This window comes from Bacillus sp. MSP13 (assembly GCF_000815295.1).
GTDB lineage: Bacteria > Bacillota > Bacilli > Bacillales > Bacillaceae > Bacillus > Bacillus vallismortis.
The window spans coordinates 505943-526303 of sequence record NZ_JXAQ01000011.1 but is presented as its reverse complement, the minus strand read 5'-3'; the positions used below and the strand labels follow the sequence as shown (position 1 = coordinate 526303).

20 protein-coding genes, 1 tRNA gene and 2 riboswitches are annotated in these 20361 nt (G+C 43.2%); of the genes, 7 read left to right on the top strand and 14 right to left on the bottom strand.

Annotated elements, in window-relative coordinates; genetic code table 11:
- The first annotated feature begins 312 nt into the window (after positions 1-312).
- Positions 313-414: riboswitch (TPP riboswitch) on the top strand.
- A gap of 100 nt (positions 415-514) precedes the next feature.
- Positions 515-1093, top strand: a complete 579-nt coding sequence (thiT, locus tag SC79_RS14795) for an energy-coupled thiamine transporter ThiT (RefSeq protein ID WP_039075684.1) — start codon at positions 515-517, stop codon at positions 1091-1093.
- Between the two features lie 42 nt (positions 1094-1135).
- Here the strand turns inward: thiT and SC79_RS14790 are convergent, their stop codons facing one another.
- From SC79_RS14790 to SC79_RS14780, 3 genes are read right to left on the bottom strand one after another with little or no spacing between them, the layout of a single operon-like run.
- Positions 1136-1657, bottom strand: a complete 522-nt coding sequence (locus SC79_RS14790; protein ID WP_039075683.1) for a GNAT family N-acetyltransferase — start codon at positions 1655-1657, stop codon at positions 1136-1138.
- A gap of 17 nt (positions 1658-1674) precedes the next feature.
- The gene (gene floT / locus SC79_RS14785) at positions 1675-3210 is read right to left on the bottom strand and encodes a flotillin lipid rafts scaffold protein FloT (RefSeq protein ID WP_039075682.1); all 1536 of its coding nucleotides are present in this window, start codon (positions 3208-3210) and stop codon (positions 1675-1677) included.
- A gap of 18 nt (positions 3211-3228) precedes the next feature.
- Complete coding sequence (locus tag SC79_RS14780) at positions 3229-3753, bottom strand: NfeD family protein (RefSeq protein WP_039075681.1); 525 nt, start codon at positions 3751-3753, stop codon at positions 3229-3231.
- 169 nt (positions 3754-3922) lie between these two features.
- Between SC79_RS14780 and SC79_RS14775 the strand changes: the two genes are divergently transcribed.
- Positions 3923-4411 (top strand): DinB family protein, encoded by a 489-nt coding sequence (locus SC79_RS14775; RefSeq protein ID WP_039075680.1) that lies wholly within the window; start codon positions 3923-3925, stop codon positions 4409-4411.
- 4 nt (positions 4412-4415) lie between these two features.
- Here the strand turns inward: SC79_RS14775 and SC79_RS14770 are convergent, their stop codons facing one another.
- From SC79_RS14770 to betB, 3 genes are all read right to left on the bottom strand, one after another.
- Positions 4416-4994, bottom strand: coding sequence for an MOSC domain-containing protein (locus SC79_RS14770; protein ID WP_039075712.1), 579 nt, complete (start codon positions 4992-4994; stop codon positions 4416-4418).
- An 88-nt stretch (positions 4995-5082) separates the two neighbouring features.
- Positions 5083-6291, bottom strand: coding sequence for a choline dehydrogenase (gbsB, locus tag SC79_RS14765; protein ID WP_039075679.1), 1209 nt, complete (start codon positions 6289-6291; stop codon positions 5083-5085).
- A gap of 16 nt (positions 6292-6307) precedes the next feature.
- On the bottom strand, positions 6308-7780 hold the full coding sequence (gene betB / locus SC79_RS14760) for a betaine-aldehyde dehydrogenase (RefSeq protein WP_039075678.1): 1473 nt from the start codon (positions 7778-7780) through the stop codon (positions 6308-6310).
- Between the two features lie 198 nt (positions 7781-7978).
- Here betB and cudC point away from each other — a divergent pair, with 198 nt between their 5' ends.
- From cudC to SC79_RS14740, 4 genes are all read left to right on the top strand, one after another.
- On the top strand, positions 7979-8521 hold the full coding sequence (cudC, locus tag SC79_RS14755) for a choline uptake/conversion transcriptional regulator CudC (RefSeq protein WP_039075677.1): 543 nt from the start codon (positions 7979-7981) through the stop codon (positions 8519-8521).
- Between the two features lie 206 nt (positions 8522-8727).
- Positions 8728-9273: a biofilm surface layer hydrophobin BslA gene (bslA, locus tag SC79_RS14750; RefSeq protein ID WP_010329773.1), complete on the top strand. Its 546-nt coding sequence runs from the start codon at positions 8728-8730 to the stop codon at positions 9271-9273.
- Positions 9274-9679: 406 nt separating this feature from the next.
- A riboswitch (cyclic di-AMP (ydaO/yuaA leader) is annotated at positions 9680-9828 on the top strand.
- Positions 9829-9901: 73 nt separating this feature from the next.
- Positions 9902-10570, top strand: a complete 669-nt coding sequence (locus tag SC79_RS14745; protein ID WP_039075676.1) for a potassium channel family protein — start codon at positions 9902-9904, stop codon at positions 10568-10570.
- A 6-nt stretch (positions 10571-10576) separates the two neighbouring features.
- The gene (locus SC79_RS14740; protein WP_039075675.1) at positions 10577-11914 is read left to right on the top strand and encodes a TrkH family potassium uptake protein; all 1338 of its coding nucleotides are present in this window, start codon (positions 10577-10579) and stop codon (positions 11912-11914) included.
- Positions 11915-11948: 34 nt separating this feature from the next.
- Here the strand turns inward: SC79_RS14740 and SC79_RS14735 are convergent, their stop codons facing one another.
- From SC79_RS14735 to SC79_RS14710, 6 genes are all read right to left on the bottom strand, one after another.
- Complete coding sequence (locus tag SC79_RS14735; RefSeq protein ID WP_010329776.1) at positions 11949-12212, bottom strand: YiaA/YiaB family inner membrane protein; 264 nt, start codon at positions 12210-12212, stop codon at positions 11949-11951.
- Between the two features lie 109 nt (positions 12213-12321).
- A complete protein-coding gene (locus tag SC79_RS14730) occupies positions 12322-13170 on the bottom strand; it encodes a glucosaminidase domain-containing protein (protein ID WP_039075674.1) in 849 nt (282 codons plus the stop codon).
- Between the two features lie 145 nt (positions 13171-13315).
- Positions 13316-14851 carry an MFS transporter gene (locus SC79_RS14725; RefSeq protein ID WP_039075673.1) on the bottom strand — a complete coding sequence of 512 codons (1536 nt, stop codon included), beginning with the start codon at positions 14849-14851 and terminating at the stop codon, positions 13316-13318.
- A gap of 413 nt (positions 14852-15264) precedes the next feature.
- Positions 15265-15337 (bottom strand) — tRNA-Ala (locus SC79_RS14720).
- Between the two features lie 104 nt (positions 15338-15441).
- On the bottom strand, positions 15442-16272 hold the full coding sequence (locus tag SC79_RS14715; protein WP_019715507.1) for an undecaprenyl-diphosphate phosphatase: 831 nt from the start codon (positions 16270-16272) through the stop codon (positions 15442-15444).
- A 91-nt stretch (positions 16273-16363) separates the two neighbouring features.
- Positions 16364-17530, bottom strand: a complete 1167-nt coding sequence (locus SC79_RS14710) for an AI-2E family transporter (RefSeq protein WP_039075672.1) — start codon at positions 17528-17530, stop codon at positions 16364-16366.
- A 181-nt stretch (positions 17531-17711) separates the two neighbouring features.
- Between SC79_RS14710 and SC79_RS14705 the strand changes: the two genes are divergently transcribed.
- On the top strand, positions 17712-18698 hold the full coding sequence (locus SC79_RS14705; protein WP_039075671.1) for a Gfo/Idh/MocA family protein: 987 nt from the start codon (positions 17712-17714) through the stop codon (positions 18696-18698).
- Between the two features lie 41 nt (positions 18699-18739).
- On the opposite strand, the gene rhaA is transcribed toward SC79_RS14705, so the two are convergent.
- Together rhaA and rhaM are read right to left on the bottom strand one after the other, a co-directional pair.
- Positions 18740-20014, bottom strand: coding sequence for an L-rhamnose isomerase (gene rhaA, locus SC79_RS14700; RefSeq protein ID WP_010329857.1), 1275 nt, complete (start codon positions 20012-20014; stop codon positions 18740-18742).
- A gap of 26 nt (positions 20015-20040) precedes the next feature.
- Positions 20041-20355, bottom strand: coding sequence for an L-rhamnose mutarotase (gene rhaM / locus SC79_RS14695; RefSeq protein ID WP_039075670.1), 315 nt, complete (start codon positions 20353-20355; stop codon positions 20041-20043).
- Positions 20356-20361 lie beyond the last annotated feature (6 nt).

The window sequence follows — 20361 nt, the reverse complement described above, 5'->3', positions numbered from 1 at the left end:
CGTCGCCTCTTAATGAAGCAGCTTTACTAATATAACATTTCGCTTCCATTTCGTCAACAACTTTTTTCAAATTGTTTTGAAGCTTCTTGTTTTGTCCGCTGTGCATCAGCGACGTTTAATAATATAACACCTGCATTTATTTATTGCAATAGTTTTTCCGAAAAAAATCTATAAAATAAATAAACTATAATCCTCGGCATATCGTCCCTTCATATCTTTAGCATATAACTATGTTGAAAGAACATATACATTCAGTAGTGTAACCTTGTTGTTTTTTTCTCTTTCTAGTATAGTAGAAACGAATTAAATATTGATAACCACAAGGGGAGCATTAAAGCTGAGAGTGAGCGGTTTCGTTCTGACCCTTTGAACCTGTTAGTTAACACTGGCGTAGGGATGTGGCAAAGTCAAATGAATTGCAGATTGTAAAGCAGTGCGTGGAACTTTTCTCATCCTTCCGCGTGCTGCTTTTTTGTTGTCCTTTTGGATTGTCTATCGATGGAAGGGGATTTTTATGAATCAATCTAAGCAACTGGTTCGCCTTATTGAAATTGCAATTATGACTGCGGCTGCTGTTATTTTAGACATCGTCTCAGGAATGTTTCTCAGAATGCCTCAAGGAGGCTCGGTCTCCATCATGATGATTCCGATCTTTTTGATTTCGTTTCGGTGGGGTGTTAAAGCAGGCCTTACTACCGGCCTGCTGACAGGTCTAGTTCAAATAGCAATTGGAAACTTATTCGCACAGCATCCTGTACAGCTATTTCTGGATTATATGATCGCGTTCACAGCAATTGGGATAAGCGGCTATTTCGCTTATCCTGTCCGCAAAGCAGCGGCAGCAAAAAATAAAGGGAAACTGATTGTTTCAGTGGTCAGCGCAGTTTTTATCGGCAGTTTCCTGCGTTATGCGGCACACGTCATTTCAGGAGCTGTGTTTTTCGGCAGCTATGCTCCAAAGGGAACGCCGGTATGGATTTATTCATTAACTTATAATGCTACTTATATGGTTCCTTCATTCATCATCTGTGCAATTGTCCTTTGTTTATTATTTATGACAGCACCGCGTTTGCTTAAAATAGACAAAGCCTAACGTGACAACCCCCAGCGCAATCCGCTGGGGGTTGTATTTTTGTTATCTGTTAAGAGATGTTTTCAAAGCAGAAAGATCCGGCCAGCCAAACCCTATTTCTTTCAGCCTTTCTCCTGCAATTTCAAAGCTGTCCTCCGCTTTTCTTTCAGGAGAATAGGCTTGATAAAATGAAATCGAGGGGTTTTGCTCCATTACCCAAACAAACATGCTTGAAAAGCCATGATGAAGCAAAAACTCTGCTCCTTTTGCTAAGAGCGCTCTGCCTGCACCTTGCCGCTGATGCTCCTCTAAAAGGTAAATCGCGTATAGCTCGCTGTCATAGCCTTCTTGCTCAGACCGAATAGGGCCAAATGAAGCAAAGCCGAATATTGAGTCTTTTTCATCTTGAGCGACAAATACACCCTTTAACGAGCGGCTTTTCCATTTGTCTTCAAATTCCTTGTAGTCCAAACCATTTAAGTAGTCAGTCGGGATGATGCCGCGATATGTTGTTCTCCAGCTGTCGACATGCACTTTTGCAATGTCTTTTATATCCTCTAACTTTGCCTCTCTCACAGTTGCCATTTGGTTCTATCCTTTCATTAGTCATTCTTCTCTTGTTTGGACCCGTTTGCTTCTTTTATTTCATTTGTTAATTCGTGAAGGCTTTGTTTTACGTTTCCTTTTCCTGAAAAATTCTCAATCATTTCTTTTACGTCAATTCCCGATGAGGCTTTTAAGCTTTCTTGAAGGCTTGACATTAAGTTTGTCGCATAGCTGGTTACTTTGTTGGCGCCGCTTGAATCACCGCTTCCCCCTGTATCAACAACAGTGATTTTATCAATATTTGAAAGAGGTGATGCCACTTGTTTTGCGTATTCCGGAAGCATTTTTACGATCATATCGAAAATCGCAGCCTGTCCGTACTGTTCAAAAGCAGCAGCGATTTTCTCTTTTGCTTCCGCTTCTGCCAAACCTTTTAGACGGATAACCTCAGCTTCTGTTTCCCCTTTCGCTTTTTCAGCTTCTGCTTTTGCAAGTCCGTCAATTCTGACTTTCTCGGCCTCTGCCTTCGCCATTGCTTCTATACTGTACTTCTTGGCATCAGCTTCCGCGAGCTGTTTGGCTTTCTCAGCAGCGGCGGACTGCTCGACTGAATAACGGTCTGCATCGGCTTTTTTCTTTACCTCTGAGTCGTATTGACGCTCCCGGCGAAGAATTTCTTTTTCTTCTAGTTCTATTTGTTTTTGGCGTTCAATAATTTTAACCTGCATTTCCTGTTCGGTGACTTGCTGGCGGGCTCTGGCAGTCTCTAAATCATATGCCTGGTCGGCATTCGCTTTTGCCGTATCTTGTTCTCTTCGGTATTCGGCTATTTTGAGCTGATTGGTTTTTTCAGCTTCAGCGATTTCCGTCGCCCGTTCAAGTTCTGATTTTTTTGCATCTTTATCGGCTTCTGCCCGCTTAATCCGGGTTTCTTTATCAGCCTCGGCTGTTGCGATATCAGCATCGCGTTTTACTTGAGCGATTCTCGGTTTCCCTAATGATTCAAGATAACCGTTTTTATCGCGTACATCTTTAATGGTAAAGGAAACAATCACAAGCCCCATTTTCGCGAGATCCTGTGAGGCCACACGCTGCACCTCTTGAGAAAATTTTTCTCTATTTTTATAGATTTCTTCAACCGTCATCGAGCCGAGAATGGAACGAAGATGGCCTTCTAAAACCTCACGCGCTTCCTGCTCACGATCATCTTTTGATTTTCCTAAAAATTGTTCAGCCGCTGTAGCGATTTCTCCTATAGAACCACCGATTTTAATAATCGCAGTTCCATCAGCCATTACTGGAACCCCTTGTTCGGTATAGACTTCAGGTGTCGAAACATCAAGTTTGCTTGATAATAGGCTTAGCGGCTCTGCCTGCTGGAAGACGGGAAGGACAAAGGTTCCTCCGCCGCGGACGATTTTAAGACGGTTGCCGGCTTCATCGACATGAACATTTTTATTTCCTAGATAGCTCCCCGTTACGATTAACGCTTCATCTGGTCCTGCCGTACGATACTTTGTGATAAAAACGGCTACCAGTGCAATGAATAAAAAGAATACAACTCCGATGACAATTATAATCGGCATTGTCATTTTACATTCCTCCTTGTTTTAAATAGGTTCATGCGGAGTAACAAAAAGAACTCCGTTGTTGATATCTACGACCAAAACCGTTGTCCCGTAACTGATCTGCTGATTCTCAAAGCTGACCGCTGATTTCGAGATGGTGCCGCCTATTCCTTCAATGACCACTTCACCAAACCCGTCTATAGGAACAGCGGTAATCACTTTGCCGATTCTTCCTCTTAGATCATCTTCTTTATAAACCAGTGATTCTTCTGCGGATGATAATGGGACCAGAACAAAAAAGTGAAGCAATATCACAAGGATAATCGAAAGGATGCAAGAGAAAAGCGCGATCAACAGGTGGGATAGGGGCAATATGAGTTCGCCTATATATCCGCCTGCTGAAAAACATGTAAAAAATGCGAGCGCCAAAGTCGGATTAAGAAAGGGAATGCCTTCTGACAGCCCTGCAAACACATCTCCGAAAAATAGAAATAATAGCGTAAGACTGCCCGCAATCATAAGCGTATAAAAATAAATCGTTTGTATAGGGACGCCAAACAACTCCAAATTCCTCATCCTTTCTGCATCAATGCATTGATGAACGGCTGCCGTTACCATTTATACGAGACATAACGAAAAAGGTTTCGAAATTTTTAGATAAAGTGTGCCGTTTTGAAGTGCTTTATAAATGATAATTGCTTATATATATGGTAATGTCACTTTAGGAGGAGATATGATGAGTATCTTTAATGAAGCCAGATTAGAAACGTGGAACGAAGTCAAAGGGCTTTCTGACGAAAAGCTGAATCAAAAGCCTTCTGCTGAAGAATGGAGTATAAGGGAAGTTCTTGATCATTTGAAAAAAATTGATATGGCCGCACAAATCATGCTGAAGGAGCGTGTAAAGGAAGCTCCTGTTAAAAAAGTTGAAGCGAAACCGCTTGAAGCTGCACAAGACAGAAACAATAAGCGAAAAGCCCCGAGTCACCTTGAGCCTGAGCATGGATTTATGTCAGGCAGCCAAATGAAACGCGAGCTTGATGTGGTGAGAGAACAGCTGACGGCGGCAATTGCCTCTCTAAAAGAAGAAGATTTTGAGAGAGTGCTTCCGCATCCTGTGTTTCAAGAGCTGACTATCCGCCAGTGGATCGATTTTATCGGCCACCATGAAAAGCGGCATCTCAGCCAGATTAAAGAAATTAAAGAAAAGGTGGAAAGGGCCTGATTATTCAGACCCTTTCTGCTTTTCGTTTGGCTTTCCTATGATAGGAATGGACCTCTATTTCATCTCCAGCATAAACAGCGCCTGGCCTCTCAACAATACAGACAATCCCTCTTATGCCCAGTGCGTGGCGGACGAAAGAAGGCGCCAACTTCGGCTTGTCCGGATAATAAGACTGAATGACTTCTCCCGGCTGGATACACGGATCATTTTCTCCCTCACACAGCAAAGCGGCACCGCTCGGAAAAATGAGGCGGCTCCCTTCTTTTAATGAGGTGAAATCGTGTATTCCGCTGACTGCGATATTCGCTCCGAGCCATTCCGGCAAAATACTCGGAACTTCCATTTTTAAAGCCAGTTCGTCACATTCCTCTATCGAAACAATTGAAATTTGTCTGCGGTTGAAAATTTCAGTTCCCCTTGAAAACATTGGTTCTCTGGCTCCCGCTTTTTTGGTCAGTCCAAAATGCAAGTCACCGGGGATGCCGCCATAATCAATATCGAACTTGTCCTTCCGCTTGGTTACGAAGCTTTCTGTATCTGCAATATACAAGCCTTCTGTTTTTGCAGCCATACGCTTCCACATCATTCGGCACCTACCTTCTTCCTTAGCATTTCCATTTATGTTTCATTATCCAAAAAAATCCCGCTCTGTAAAGGAGCGGGACATCGTGTTATACCGTTTTAGGCGTAAGGTTAAAGCAACGCTTGTAGATCCAATTGTATGCTTTTTCATTTAAGTCTCTAGGGTTTCCAAAGGTTTGCGGATCTTTCATCGCTTCTTTAGACAAGCGTTCGATCATATCAGGTGATACTCCCTGCTCTTCTAAAGTCGGCACTTCTAAATCTTCGACCAGATCATACATCCAGTTGACAGATGCTCTCGCTGCTTCTTCTGTTGTCATATTGCTAGTGTCAATACCGAACGCTTTCGCAATACGTGCAAATTTCTCAGGATAGCCCTTCCAGTTGTATTCCATGACAGGTCCCATCATCGCGGCGACACATTGACCGTGAGCGACCGGGATAATACCGCCAAGCGTCTGGCTCATCGCATGAGCCGCGCCCGCTGATTCACTGCCGTAAGAAAGTCCCGCTAGCATCGCAGCCTGCGCCATTCCGTATCTTGCTTCCAGATCCTCTCCGTCAGCAAATGCTCTTTTAATGTAATGAGCGGCATATTCAATTGCCATTAAAGCAACTGCATCCGTGATTGGCTGTGCAAATTTCATTGTGTAGCACTCAATCGCATGTGCAAGCGCATCAATTCCCGTCATGGCTGTTACATGCGGAGGCATTGAAATATGAAGCTCAGGATCAATGATGGTCAGGTGCGCTGCGATCAGCGGACCGCCTGTATTAAATTTGAATTCTCTTTCTTCATCTGTGATAACCGCCCATTGGGTTACTTCTGACCCTGTGCCAGCTGTTGTCGGAATTGTCGTCAGCGGAGGAATCCGGTTTTCCAGCGGTTTTTTTCCATCTGCCGCTTCATAATCAAGCACGCTTCCTTCGTGAGTAGCTTCTACTCCGATTGCTTTTGCAGTATCCATGGAGCTTCCGCCTCCGACTGCCACCAATCCATTACAGTTCTCTTTTTTGTAAAGCTCAGATCCTTCATTCACCAGACGGACAGGCGGATTTGGCTCTACTTTATGAAAGAGCACCACTTCAATGCCCGCTTCTTTAAGTGATTCGATTACAGGATCAACGACGCCGGCTTTATAAATCCCAGGGTCTGTGACAAGGAGTACTTTCGAAACGCCCAGCGCAGCTATTTCTTCACCCGTTTGCTTGACGGCTCCGATTCCGTGCTTAATCACAGTCGGAATTTCAAATGTATGGAATTTGTGCATGCTTTCTACTTTCATATTTAATGTCATTATTCATCTCTCCCTCTTATGAATTGAACCAATTAACCGCTGCCGGTTTTGTATTGCGATATACATGTTTGACTTCTGTGTATTCTTCAAGGCCTATTTTTCCAAGCTCGCGTCCGAATCCGGACTGCTTATAGCCGCCCCATGGCGCCTGCGCAAAGTATGGATGGAAATCGTTAATCCAAACGGTTCCCATTCTCAAGCGGGCTGCAACGCGTTCGCACTTTTCAATATCTTTTGACCATACCGCTCCGGCCAAGCCATAGATCGTATCATTCGCAAGCGCAATGACCTCTTCTTCCGAGCTGAAGGTTTCGACTGTCAATACAGGACCGAAAACCTCTTCCTGAACAATTCTCATATCAGATTTACAGTTTGAGAAAATAGTAGGCTCATAGAAAAAGCCGTTTTGAAGCGCAGAGTCTTCCGGCCGTTTGCCTCCTGTCTCGAGCTTCGCGCCTTCTTTTATTCCAATCTCTACATATTTTTCCACCTTCGCCCTATGCTCTGCCGAAATAAGCGGACCGCTTTCTGTGTCCGCGTCAAAACCATTTCCGAGTTTTATGCGTTTTGCCCGTTTGACGAGCTCTGCTAAAAATTGATCGTGAATGGCATCTTCAACAAGCAATCGGGAACCGGCGGAGCATACTTGGCCGGCATGAAAAAATACAGCGTTTAATGCCTGATCGACAGCAACTTCTAAATCTGCGTCTTTGAAAACGATATTGGGGTTTTTTCCGCCCAGTTCAAGCGCGATTTTTTTGACGTTACCGCTGGCCGCCCGCATGATTTTTTTGCCTGTTTCGATTCCCCCTGTAAATGAAACCAAATCGACGTCTTTATTTGCTGCGAGCTCGTCACCCACTGTGGCTCCCGGTCCAAGGACAAGATTTGCGACACCTTTTGGAACGCCCGCTTCTTCCATCAGCTTGAACACTTTGATTGTTGTTAGCGGCGTGATCTCACTCGGCTTCATGACGATCGTATTGCCCGCAGCCAGGGCAGGCGCGATTTTCCAGCTCGCTTGCAGAAGCGGATAATTCCAGGGCGTAATCTGGCCGCAAACCCCGATTGGCTCTCTAATGATTTTGCTTTCTGAATCAGGGATCGGAGATGAAATGATCTCTCCGCCATCTTTGTCTGCCAATCCGGCGTAATATTGAAAAACATTGGCGATATCGTCCATATCAGCCTTACTTTCTTCGAGTGTTTTTCCCGTATCAAGGGATTCAAGCTCAGCCAGCTCATCAAGGTCACGCCTGATTAATTCTTCAATTTTCAGAACAATCTTTCCGCGTTCAAGCCCGGATAGAGATGACCATTCTCCTTTGTCAAAAGCTCTTCGCGCGGCTGCGATTGCCTTGATGGCGTCCTCTCGCTCTCCCTCGCTTACGGTTGCAATTTCTTCTTGATTAAATGGATTGATAATGTTGCGGATCTGCTCTTTTTCAGCACTGATCCATTCACCGTCAATGTATAATGTTTGACTCATATAAGCCCCCTTGACGAAAATAAAGTTTGTTAAATAAAAATTTAATGTCTTTAACAACTTTAATCTAACATAAGGTTTTTAAACTGTCAAAGCCTCATTTTGATTTTTCTTTTTGACTTTTCTTTATGTTTCGTTAAGATAAAGATCATAAAGAAGTAACTTAACGAATTTAACTTTCTAAAGGAAAAGAGGGTCAGTATGGATGAAAATCCAGAATTTGCAGCGATAGAACAGGCTCGGGATCTTGTTATCGACTCCATTGCTGAAACGATGGATCTTTACGGAATTACCCGCAGTGTCGGCATTTTATATGGGACGATGTATATGCGTGATGAGATGACGCTTGACGAAATGCGTGAAGAGTTGCAAATGAGTAAACCAAGCATGAGCACAGGTGTCAAAAAGCTTCAGGATTTAAATGTGGTGAAAAAAACATTCCACCGAGGCATCCGCAAACATACATTTGTGGCTGAAAAAGATTTCTTCAAGTTTTTTACAAACTTCTTTCCACCTAAATGGGAACGGGAAGTTGAGGTAAATGTAGCAGCAATTGAAGAAGCTCAGGCTGATTTACAAGAGGTTTTAAACAAGGAAGGCCTCAATGAGGACATCAAAAATGAAGCCCTGCAGTTACACGAGCAGCTGGAAAGCTCCAGAGTCTACTATGATTGGCTGAAGCGGCTTGCTGAATCGGTGCAGAGCGGAGAAATTTTTAAGTTTATACCAATCGAAGAAAAGTAAAGAAGAAAACGCCCGGGCAACCTGGCGTTTTTCTGTTCATTTACATGTAATTACTACAAATTTGAAAAATACGGGAAAAACACCCCATTTACTTCCAAAATATTTGATGGTAATTTTATGTAGGTAAAATTTGTATTTGGCCGTTCAGAGGAGGTGAACAGCGAGCAGGCCTGTATATTTCATAACTTTTTAGGGGGAATTTTATTATGAAACGCAAATTATTATCTTCTTTGGCCATTAGCGCATTAAGTCTCGGTTTACTCGTTTCTGCACCTACAGCTTCTTTCGCGGCTGAATCTAAATCAACTTCCGCTCATACTGAGTCTACTATGAAAACACAGTCAACAGCTTCATTGTTTGCAACAATCACAGGGACCAGCAAAACGGAATGGTCTTTCTCCGATATCGAATTGACATACCGTCCAAATACGCTTCTCAGCCTTGGCGTTATGGAATTTACATTGCCAAGCGGATTTACTGCAAATACAAAAGACACAATGAACGGGCGTGCGTTGCGTGAAACACAGATCCTTAATAACGGGAAAACAGTAAGAATCCCTCTGGCGCTTGATTTGTTAGGAGCTGGCGAATTCAAATTAAAACTGAATAACAAAACTCTTCCTGCCGCTGGTACATATACTTTCCGTGCGGAGAATAAATCATTGAGCATCGGAAATAAATTTTATGCAGAAGCCAGCATTGACGTTGCTAAACGCAGCACTCCTCCGACTCAGCCATGCGGCTGCAACTAAACATTGAAGACCGGTTAACGCCGGTCTTTCAGATTGTTGACAAAGTCATAAAACGGTTCTTTTCGTTTTATGACTTTGTCATCTTTTCAGCGTGATTGAAAACCCTTGAAGTCTAGGAAGGACGAGCATTGGAGCAGACTTCCGCAGGATGCGGTGACAGGGGCGGTTGAGCAGGGCGCTCTAGCTTTTAGCCGCTGATCTTTTTTCACGTGAGCACCAACGCGCAGGACTGACAACGAATGCGAGGGTTTGTTGACACGCTGGAAGACCGGTTAACGCCGGTCTTTTTTTGCGTTTTGACCTCCCTTTTCCCCTCTATTTCCAATTATCTTTTTTCTTAATAAAAATTTAAATTGACAAACTCTAGAAACAGGAGTAAATTCTTGAGTGTTCAATTTCATATTAATCTCTTTTACCGCTTAATCAAACACGAACGGGGGAACCAACGATTGGCTGTTTTATTCACAGCCTAGGGGTGAATCTTACTTAGTAAGAGGGGGTACTCTGAATCCCTAATCCGACAGCTAACCTCGTAGGCGTATCCAGAGAGGAGGTCTATTAACGGCCATTCTTCGAGATGGTCTTTTTTGCTTCAAAAACGTTACTTTTACTAAGGGAGTTATGAACATTGGGAAAAATAAAAAATAAGCAATTTGCCGTGATCGGGCTCGGCCGATTTGGCGGAAGCATTTGCAAAGAGCTGCACAGAATGGGACATGAGGTCCTTGCAATTGATATCAACGAAGAAAAGGTAAATGCTTACGCTTCTTACGCAACTCATGCGGTGATTGCCAACGCTACCGAAGAAAACGAATTGCTATCATTAGGAATACGCAATTTTGAATATGTGATTGTTGCGATCGGAGCGAATCTTCAAGCAAGTACCCTGACGACTTTATTATTAAAGGAATTTGACATCCCGAATATTTGGGTAAAGGCTCAAAACCATTATCACCATAAGGTGCTTGAAAAAATCGGCGCTGACCGCATTATTCACCCTGAAAAGGACATGGGCGTCAAGATCGCACAAAGCCTTTCTGATGAGAATGTATTGAATTACCTTGATTTATCTGATGAGTACAGTATTGTCGAGCTCCAGGCAACAAACAAGCTTGACTCAAAATCAATTTTCGATCTGAATGTAAGAGCGAAGTACGGCTGTACCATTCTGGCCATAAAACATCATGGAGATATCCGTCTATCTCCCGCATCTGAAGACATCATTCACGCACAGGATTGCCTGGTGATCATGGGGCACAAAAAAGATATTAGACGTTTTGAAAACGAAGGGATGTAGACATAGGTGACACTTCAAAAGGATAAAGTGATCAAATGGGTTCGTTTTACACCGCCTCAAGTGCTTGCAATTGGGTTTCTTCTGACCATTATCATCGGGGCTGGGCTGTTAATACTTCCGATTTCTGCAGTGAAGCCATTGTCATGCATAGATGCCCTTTTTACCGCAGCTTCCGCTACAACTGTAACAGGGCTTGCAGTTGTCGATACCGGTACAGAATTTACGGTTTTCGGGCAAACGGTCATCATGGCCCTGATTCAGATCGGCGGGCTTGGATTTATGACTTTTGCTGTTTTGATTGTCATGATATTAGGGAAGAAAATCGGATTAAAAGAACGAATGCTCGTTCGTGAAGCCTTAAACCAGCCGACAATCGGCGGCGTCGTAGGTCTCGTCAAAGTCCTGTTTCTGTTTTCCATCAGTATTGAGTTAATAGCAGCACTCATCTTATCCATTCGGCTTGTGCCTCAGTACGGCTGGGCATCCGGCTTGTTTGCCAGCCTGTTTCACGCAATTTCGGCTTTTAACAATGCCGGGTTTTCATTATGGCCGGATAATTTGATGGGCTTCGTTGGTGATCCTACAATTAATATCGTGATTACGTTTTTATTTATCACAGGAGGGATCGGATTTACAGTTCTGTTTGACATCATGAAGAATCGGCGATTTAAAGCCTTTTCTCTTCATACGAAAATCATGCTTACAGGCACCTTGATTCTGAATGCGGCTGCTATGTTTGTGATCTTTATTTTGGAGTATAGCAACCCCGGCACGCTCGGTCACCTGCATATAGGAGATAAACTGTGGGCTTCCTATTTTCAAGCTGTGACGCCGAGAACCGCCGGCTTCAATTCTCTTGATATCGGAAGCATGAGAGAAGGAACGATTGTATTTACGTTATTATTGATGTTTATCGGAGCAGGCAGCGCTTCAACGGCGAGCGGCATTAAGCTGACTACGTTCATCGTGATTTTGATGTCTGTGATCGCTTATTTGCGAGGAAAAAAAGAAACGGTTATTTTCCGCCGCTCCATTAAATACCCCATTATCATTAAAGCTTTAGCTGTGAGTGTCACCAGCTTGTTCATTGTGTTTTTAGGGATTTTCGCCCTGACGATTACAGAGCAAGCACCGTTTATCCAAATTGTGTTCGAAACCTTTTCTGCTTTCGGAACTGTCGGTCTATCAATGGGATTGACTCCCGAACTTACAGAAGCGGGAAAATGTATTATTATTCTCATCATGTTTATCGGAAGAATCGGCCCTCTGACGTTCGTATTTTCATTCGCGAAAACAGAGAAATCAAATATTCGCTACCCTGACGGCGAGGTGTTTACAGGGTGATAGCAAAAAATCCGGCGTCCAGGCGCCGGATTTTTTATGATTCAATATGAGATTGAGTTTGTCTTTTTTCCTGCTCCGCGATGATTTCATTATCTTCTGCGTTATCACGGGTCACTTTTTGTGTAAGAATCGCACCGACCGCTACAAGTATCATAACGGCAATATAATAGCCTTTTTCATTGAGTTCCAGATTATCAGCATTATAGAGTCCCACACTAAACAAAAATACTCCCGCAAAAAAAGTGAAATAAGCTAATACTGTAAAAGCAACCGTGTTTCTCCGTCTATATTTCTGCATCTTTGTTCCCTCCTGAAAACATAGTCAATAAGTGATAACTTCCGTGGAATATTATACCTCAAATTTCCCTGAATGGAACATAGAAATAAAAATACCAGTATAAACAGCTTTAGGTTGCTTCCTTTATTTCAACAGCTGAATCGTCAATCCAGCCGATGAGTTTATCATCGATTTGAAATTGGTACCATACGGACTGGCCTTTCTGCTTTTTAGATACAACCTTTATGTCCTTACCGATGTAAGATTGGGCAGAGGTAAGTCTTATGGACCGCTCTTCAGTAGAAGGCTTGGACCATACGTCTTGAACGGCGCTGTCTTTTATGGAGCCGGCTAAATCCACAGATTTCAAGGATGGATTGACCTCATCGTAGGCATCTAAATCATATTTTTCCACAATAGTGCTGAGTTTGTCAGCGTAATCAGGATCAGTCGCATATCCTGCTGTTTGCAAGGCGGTTGCCGCTTCCTTATAATCCCCAGCATCAAGCACCGGCTTATATTTCTTTTTATTCCATGATGTGCCGCGGACAAATAATTGGGCATGGTCATCCATAGATTCAAAAAACGTGCTGTATTTGCGAAACTTTGCGCGAATGGTTTTCCTTTCCCCTTTTTCAAATTCATCTGTTTCCATCGTGACGTGATGGCCTTTATAATTTCCTTTTACGCCAAAAAGGTTGTTGGCCTGAGCAGCAAGCTCGCTGTTCCCCCAGTCAGATTCGAGAATGGCCTGAGCGATCGTGATGCTGGGGAGAACATGATATTTCTCATACAGAATTTGTGCATGCCCGGACAGGCTGTCAATAAATACTTGCTGTTCATCAATCTCTTCGGGTTCTTTGGCTGTTTCAATCGGCTTTGATAAAGTTGTCGCTAAAACAAAAAAGGCTAACGGAATCGATACAATGAAAAATAGTGTAATCAAGAGTCTGCGTTTTTTCAGTTTTTTACGGGCCATGAATACCTTCCTTCGAGTTAAAAGATTACGAATGTAAAAGAATCTATCTTTTAGAATTTTACTTTGACTTCTAATATTTTTCAATTCTTTAGGGAGAAAGTTGGGAAAAGGTTGCAAACAAAAAACCTTTTCACTAGAAAAGGTTCTATTTTTGTAAATTTTTAAGTATAGCTCGATATTCTGTATCATGTATCACTTTATGTGATTTAGCAGCAACATACGGCACTCGATGATCTGAAACGGCCGGTTTTTCCGGAGCCGTCTTCGCGTTATCATGCGGTTTATGAGCCAGCTTGTGGCCCATACCTGTGGCGTTCATACAGAATGACAGGCAAACGAGCAGCACGCTCAGGACAAAAGAAATAAAAAAGAGATCATGATAAGCAGTCATCATAGAATCCTGCATTGAACCGCTTTGTCTGGCAGCATCTTTTTTCGTAAAAGAGCCGATGAGGATTGGAACTCCCATATAAACAAACAATCTTAAAAACTGAACAGCTGTCATTCTCTTGACCAAATCAGGCAGCGGGCCGCCCATCGCAGCTCCCATCAGCCCTGCAGCGACCGTCAGTCCCGTTCCGGCGGCAAGCATGATAAACAGAACGGCAAACATATAAAGAGACGATTGACCTTGCATATGCAGCCATTGAAAATTCACCACCACGAGAAGGAGAGCGCCTATAATACCGAGCATCCCGGGTCCGACTTTATCATAAAACAGAGCGCTTAAAATGGCGGCGATCGCCACTCCGATTAAAAGAGTCAAGTTTAAAAGAATGAGTTGCCCCTGAGAAATATCATACATTTGACGGAGCATGCCTTGAAAAGCAGAAAGGCTGACAGCTACTGTTATCGTCCCCGCAGCTATGATCAATAAGCCGAGCACCGGTTTTGGCAGCAGCATCAGTTTAATAGAAATGAAGGGGTTTTTCACTTTATATTCCACAATCAATAGAACAAGGAGCAAGCATAGCGCAACTCCAAAACCAATCCATACATAACCTGATGAAAGCCCCCATTTTTGCAGAAAAATGAATGTAACCGCTGAGGCAGCGGCAAGACCCACAGATAAAATGATCCCTGCACCATCGACCGGCTGTTCTTGTTCTGCCGATCCATGATGTTCATCGTGAAGAAAGAAATAGCTCACCGCGACACCGATCAGTGCCAGCGCGCCAAAGATGTAAAACAGCCATCTCCAGTGTTCGAAACTTGTTGCAATCGTTCCCAGGACCGTACCGGTAATAACAGAGCCATAAAATCCCCCGATCAGCACAAGCAGTGCATTGTTTCTGCGGTCGATCGGAAATGACAGAACAAGCATTGGAATCATGATCATCAGCATGACACCTGTTGCCGCTCCTTGTAAAAAGCGCCCTGCCGCCATCCATGCAATATCGCTTGAAAGCGCGAAGAGCAACGAGCCAAGTATAAAAACGGGTAATGAAGCGAGATAGATCGGACGGGCGCCGAATTTTTTCCTCAGCAGCGGACCCGCCGGCACAAATAATGCAAAGGCCATATTGCCGATCAATATTGGATTCACCGATGTGAAATCACTTGTCCCTACCGTCTTCTGAACAAGGCCTTGAACTGACGACAATGCCGTGTTAGACATTAATCCCGGGCCGACCGCTAAAACAGCGAGCAAAGAAATCACCCAATATCGTTTTGTCTTCATGTTGTCATTCCTTCCTATCAATCCATATGTAACACATTTTGTTTTAAAAACAAAAGAAGCTAATAGATGTTCAAGGCCATTAGCTTCCTATCAGAGGAAATGATATTCCGTTCTTATGTGAATAAATGAGCATATAATCAAACATTATTTCAAAACAACTATGTTTTGTCAATGGCGCAACTTCTAGTATAAAACAAAAGACTGAACAGCTTTTCACTGATATCATGATTTATAGTCAAGAGAGCTTGAATTGAATTTCACTTATGAGTATCCGCTTGCTTTCTCAAGCGAATGTAAACATCACTTTACAAGCTGCTCAGAAAGTACTTTCTTGACATGCTTTTCAAAAGTTCAGCGAACGAACCTTTTCCTGGCAAACAAAAAAACCCTTATAGAATAAGGGTATAAAGGTATGGAGCCAAGGGGGCTCGAACCCCTGACCTCTACGCTGCCAGCGTAGCGCTCTCCCAGCTGAGCTATGGCCCCGTATGTAACGTCATGTTTATTATAGATGATTTTTTTTTGAAAAACAAGCGGTTTCTCTTGAATTGACAGAAAAAATAAGGCTCCGGAAAGAGCCTTATTTGAAGTTACATCATGATTAAAAGTAAAATCACACCGAGGATGATTCGGTAGATTGCAAATGGGACGAGTTTGATTTTATTAATCAGTTTTAAGAAGAAACGGACAACGAATAGCGCGACAACAAAGGCGAAGATGAAGCCAACGATGAAAAACGGCATCAAATCAGAGCTTAAGCTGTCCCAATGCTTCACAAGGCTTAAAAAGCTTGCGCCCATCATGATCGGCATTGCCATTATAAACGTAAAGTCAGCTGCTGCGCGATGATTCAAACCAAGAATAACGCCTCCGGAAATGGTTGAACCGGAACGTGAGAAACCCGGCCAAAGGGCAAGACATTGGAATAAGCCGACTCCTATCGCCTGCTTATAGGAAATGCGGTCGAGGGTGTCTGTCGCTGCTTTTCGTTTATTTACCCAATCAGCAAATAGCATCAGGACTGCCCCGGCGATTAAACCGATGGCAACGGTTTTAACGGAAAATAAATATTCATCAATGTAATCCTCAAACAAAAAGCCGAGAACAGCTGCAGGCACAAGTCCGACTGCAATTTGCGCAATGCTTAATTTATGCCCCTGCTTCTGGTCGCTGGTAATATTCTTTTTCAATCCGAGCAAATTCAAAATCCGGTCTTTAAACACGATCACCACTGCTAAAATAGAACCAAGCTGAATCACCACTTTGAATGAGTTGGCAGCTTCTTCTGACATCAGATTGCTTGATTTAAGCCAGATATCGTCTACTATGATCATATGTCCTGTCGAAGAAACCGGCGCGTACTCTGTTAATCCTTCTACGATCCCTAAAATGGCAGCTACAAACAATTCCCATAGAGTCATGATTTTGATTCTCCCCATTAGACATTTATTTTTTACATAACGGGAGCTTTCCATAAATGGAAAGCCCGTCTTATATAACTATAAACGAAAATCACACTTTATGACCTGACGAATTTTCATTTTTCTCTTCGTCGTATAAATGGGACCGCATTTTAAACCAGTCAAATAAATGTGTCGTAATGACTTTTGCAACTGCATAGCCCGGAATGGCAAGAATGATTCCAACCACACCAAACAGCTTGCCGGCTGTTAACAGCAGAAAAATAATCGTAATTGGGTGGATGTGAAGGTTTTTCCCCATAATTTGCGGAGAGATCAGCTTCCCTTCTATCAGCTGAACAATGGTCCATACGATCACCAGCTTAAGCAGCATAAGCGGCGATGTCACTATGGCGATGATAATCGCTGGCGTAATGGCAATCGTCGGCCCTAAATATGGAACGATGCTCGTACAAGCCGCAATGATGGCAAGCAGCGAAGCATAATCCAGCCCGATAATCAAATATCCGATAAACAGCAAAAAACCGATACAAAAGCTGACAATGATCTGGCCTCTGATATAAGAGCTTAACCGATGATTCATTTCGCTTAAGACTGTGTATGTGTGTTCTTTTAATCGTGTCGGCACAAACTTCAGTATATAGACCGGCAATTTCTTCCCATCTTTTAATAAATAGAAAAGAATAAACGGAACCGTAATGATCGAAATAATAACCTCAGTCAGAGCGCCGATAAAATTCCCAACGCCAGTGAACGTACTGTTTACAATCGTAGCTGCCTGGTCTGAAATCTTTGTTGCAAGATCAGATATATTGATGTTCATCGTTTGCTGGGCCTGATTGACGAAGTTGCTGCCGATCAGCTGTTTCGTCTGACTTTCAACGACATCCACATACCTCGGGATGTTATCAATCAAACTCATAATTTGTTCTTTTAAAAAGGGGATAATGGACACAATTGTGATCGTGACCAGTCCGATAATCAATAGGTATAACAGGAAAATCGTATAGATTCTTCTTACTCTTCTTCTCTCAAGGAAATCGACGACTGGATTTAACAGATAAAAAACGATGCCTGTTAAAATAATCGGAAGTGAAATTGTCTTGAGTAGAACAATAATCGGGGTAAAAATAAATGATGTTTTTGTAAAAACGAGAATATTTAAACCAATTAACAACAGCACAAGCAAAAATAAAACAAACTTATTGTCCAAGAAGAATTGCTTGAATCTGCCGCTCCATGTTTGCAACCTCTCCACTATCGTTCCTCCGTCATACATAGTTTAATTAAATTGTACACTATCGTCCCTGTAATGAAAAATAAAAACCGTTCATTGCTGGAAAAAACTTACTTGTTTACAACTGTAGTCAGTTCTATCATGTGCTTTTCTCCAATTTTGAGCTATAATTTATCTATATGATACAAAAGGAGCGATAAAAGTGATACGTTTTGCAATAATAGGAACCAACTGGATTACAGACCGCTTTCTTGAGTCGGCAGCGGAAATAAAGGATGTTCAGCTGACAGCTGTTTATTCAAGGTCGGCTGAACGAGCTGCCGAGTTTGCTGCTAAACACGGTGCTGAGCACACCTTCTCAAACCTTCAGGAAATGGCGGCAAGCGATTGCTTTGATGCTGTATACATAGCCAGTCCCAATGCTCTTCACAAGGAGCAGGCCGTTCTTTTTATGAGCCATGGCAAGCATGTGCTTTGCGAGAAGCCGTTTGCTTCCAATACAAAAGAAACGGAAGAGATGATTGCAGCAGCTAAGGCAAACGGTGTTGTCCTCATGGAAGCAATGAAGACCACTTTCCTGCCAAACTTCAAAGAGCTGAAGAAACACTTACATAAAATCGGCACCGTCCGCAGATTTACCGCAAGCTACTGCCAGTATTCCTCACGGTATGACGCATTCAGAAACGGAACCGTCTTGAACGCATTTGAGCCTGAGCTTTCCAACGGGTCCTTAATGGATATCGGCATTTATTGTATTTATCCTGCTGTCGTGCTGTTTGGCGAGCCGCAGGATGTGAAGGCGAACGGATATGCTTTATCTACCGGAGTGGATGGAGAAGGTACGGTCATTCTGTCATACGACGGGTTTGAAGCCGTTCTGATGCATTCTAAAATCTCCACTTCCTATGCCCCGGCGGAAATCCAGGGTGAAGACGGGACGATTGTGATCGATACGATTCACCGGCCAGAACGGGTGGAAATACGCTATCGCGACGGCCGCCTGGAAAACATTTCGATTCACGATCCTAAACCGGCGATGTTCTACGAAGCGGAAGAATTCGTCACGCTCATAAAAGAGAACAAGCAGGAATCTGAAGAAAATACATTTGAACGGTCCATGATCACTGCGAAAATCATGGAGGAAGCAAGAAAACAAATGGGAATTGTGTATCCTGCTGATCAAGCCTAAAAAAATCCGCCCGCGTGCCAATACCGCGGCGGATTTTTTTATTAGACAATCGGAGATGATGCCTTTCTTTTTAAAAGCACTTGTTGTTCATAATCTTTTATATCCTCGAGCCATTCCTCTTTTACCGGTACGCCCATTTGTTCACAGTAGGAATCCCAGACGGCTCCGAAAGGATATGTTTTAAATTCCTCCATCAGCGCCAGCCTTTCTGTAAAGCGCCCCTCTTCCTGCAATTGTTTTAAATAATCGTTCGGGAGAAGCAATGCATACAATAAAGCTTTGATCATATTTCTCGTTCCGATGGTCCAGGCGGCAACACGGTTAATGCTGGCATCGAAAAAGTCCAGGCCGATCGCGACCTTCTCGAGAGCCTGATTACGTACAATTTCAAGCGCGATTTCCCTCAATTCATCATCTAAAATCACAACATGGTCGCTATCCCAACGAACGGGCCGGGACACGTGCAAAGCGAGTTTGTCTGTGTAAAGCAGCATGGACGAAATCTTGTTTGATACTGTTTCAGTCGGGTGATAATGGCCTGTATCCAGCAAACAAAGCTTTTGATTCGTTAAAGCGTAGGCCAAATAAAATTCATGAGAGCCGACAACATATGACTCGGAACCAAGACCAAACAGTTTGCTTTCGACTGAATCAAGATTGTGTTGTTCACTGACCTCCACTGCAAAGATCCGATCCAATGATTCTTTTAATCTTATACGCGGTGTCAGCCTGTCACTCGGGATATCCTTATAGCCGTCGGGTATCCAAATATTCGTCAAGCAAGGTGTGCCCAGTTCTTTCCCGAAGTATTCCCCAATGCGCCGGCATGCGATGCAGTGCCTGATCCAAAATTCCCTGACGTTCGGATCGGGGTGTGAAAGGGTGAGTCCGTCAGCCGCTTTCTCATGCGAAAACAAGGTCGGATTAAAATCTAAACCGAGACCGAGATCTTTCGCCCATTTCACCCAGTTTTCAAAATGATACGGCTTCAATTCGTCCCGTTCTATCGCTTCTCCGTTTGTTTCTGCGTATATCGCATGCAGGTTTACGCGGTGCTTCCCAGGAATGAGAGAAAGCGCCTTCTCCAAATCTCTTCTTAATTCTTCAGGGGTTTGCGCTTTTCCGGGATAATTGCCGGTCACGTCAATCCCGCCTGAAAGCTCGCCCTTATTTATTTCAAAGCCCTCGATGTCATCCCCCTGCCAGCAGTGGATTGAAATGGACACATGCTCTAATTGCCGAAGCGCCTCTTCAACATCAATCCCCCATTTTTCATATGCCTGTTTTGCACTATCATAATTGGCTTTTATGGTCATGCGGCTCTCTCCCTTTTTTCAGTTTTTTAATCCAAATAAAAAACTTCCTTAAGATCTATCGAAACAGGACTGAAATCTGGATTTGTTTTCATGAACGGCGACATCGATTTCCACCATCTCCGGCAAACTTCTGTATCCGCCATCTTTCTCCATTTCTCTTCATCTTCGATTTCTAGATAAGCAAATAACCGGCCTGTTTCCTCGTCTAAAAAAATGGAATAATGGTGCGCTCCGTGGGCTTTGAGTGCTTCTGCCATTTCCGGCCAAATGTCATCATGCCGCTGTTTGTATTCCTCGTACTTGTCTTGGTGGACAAACATGATACTGGCTATTCTTTTCAAATCTGA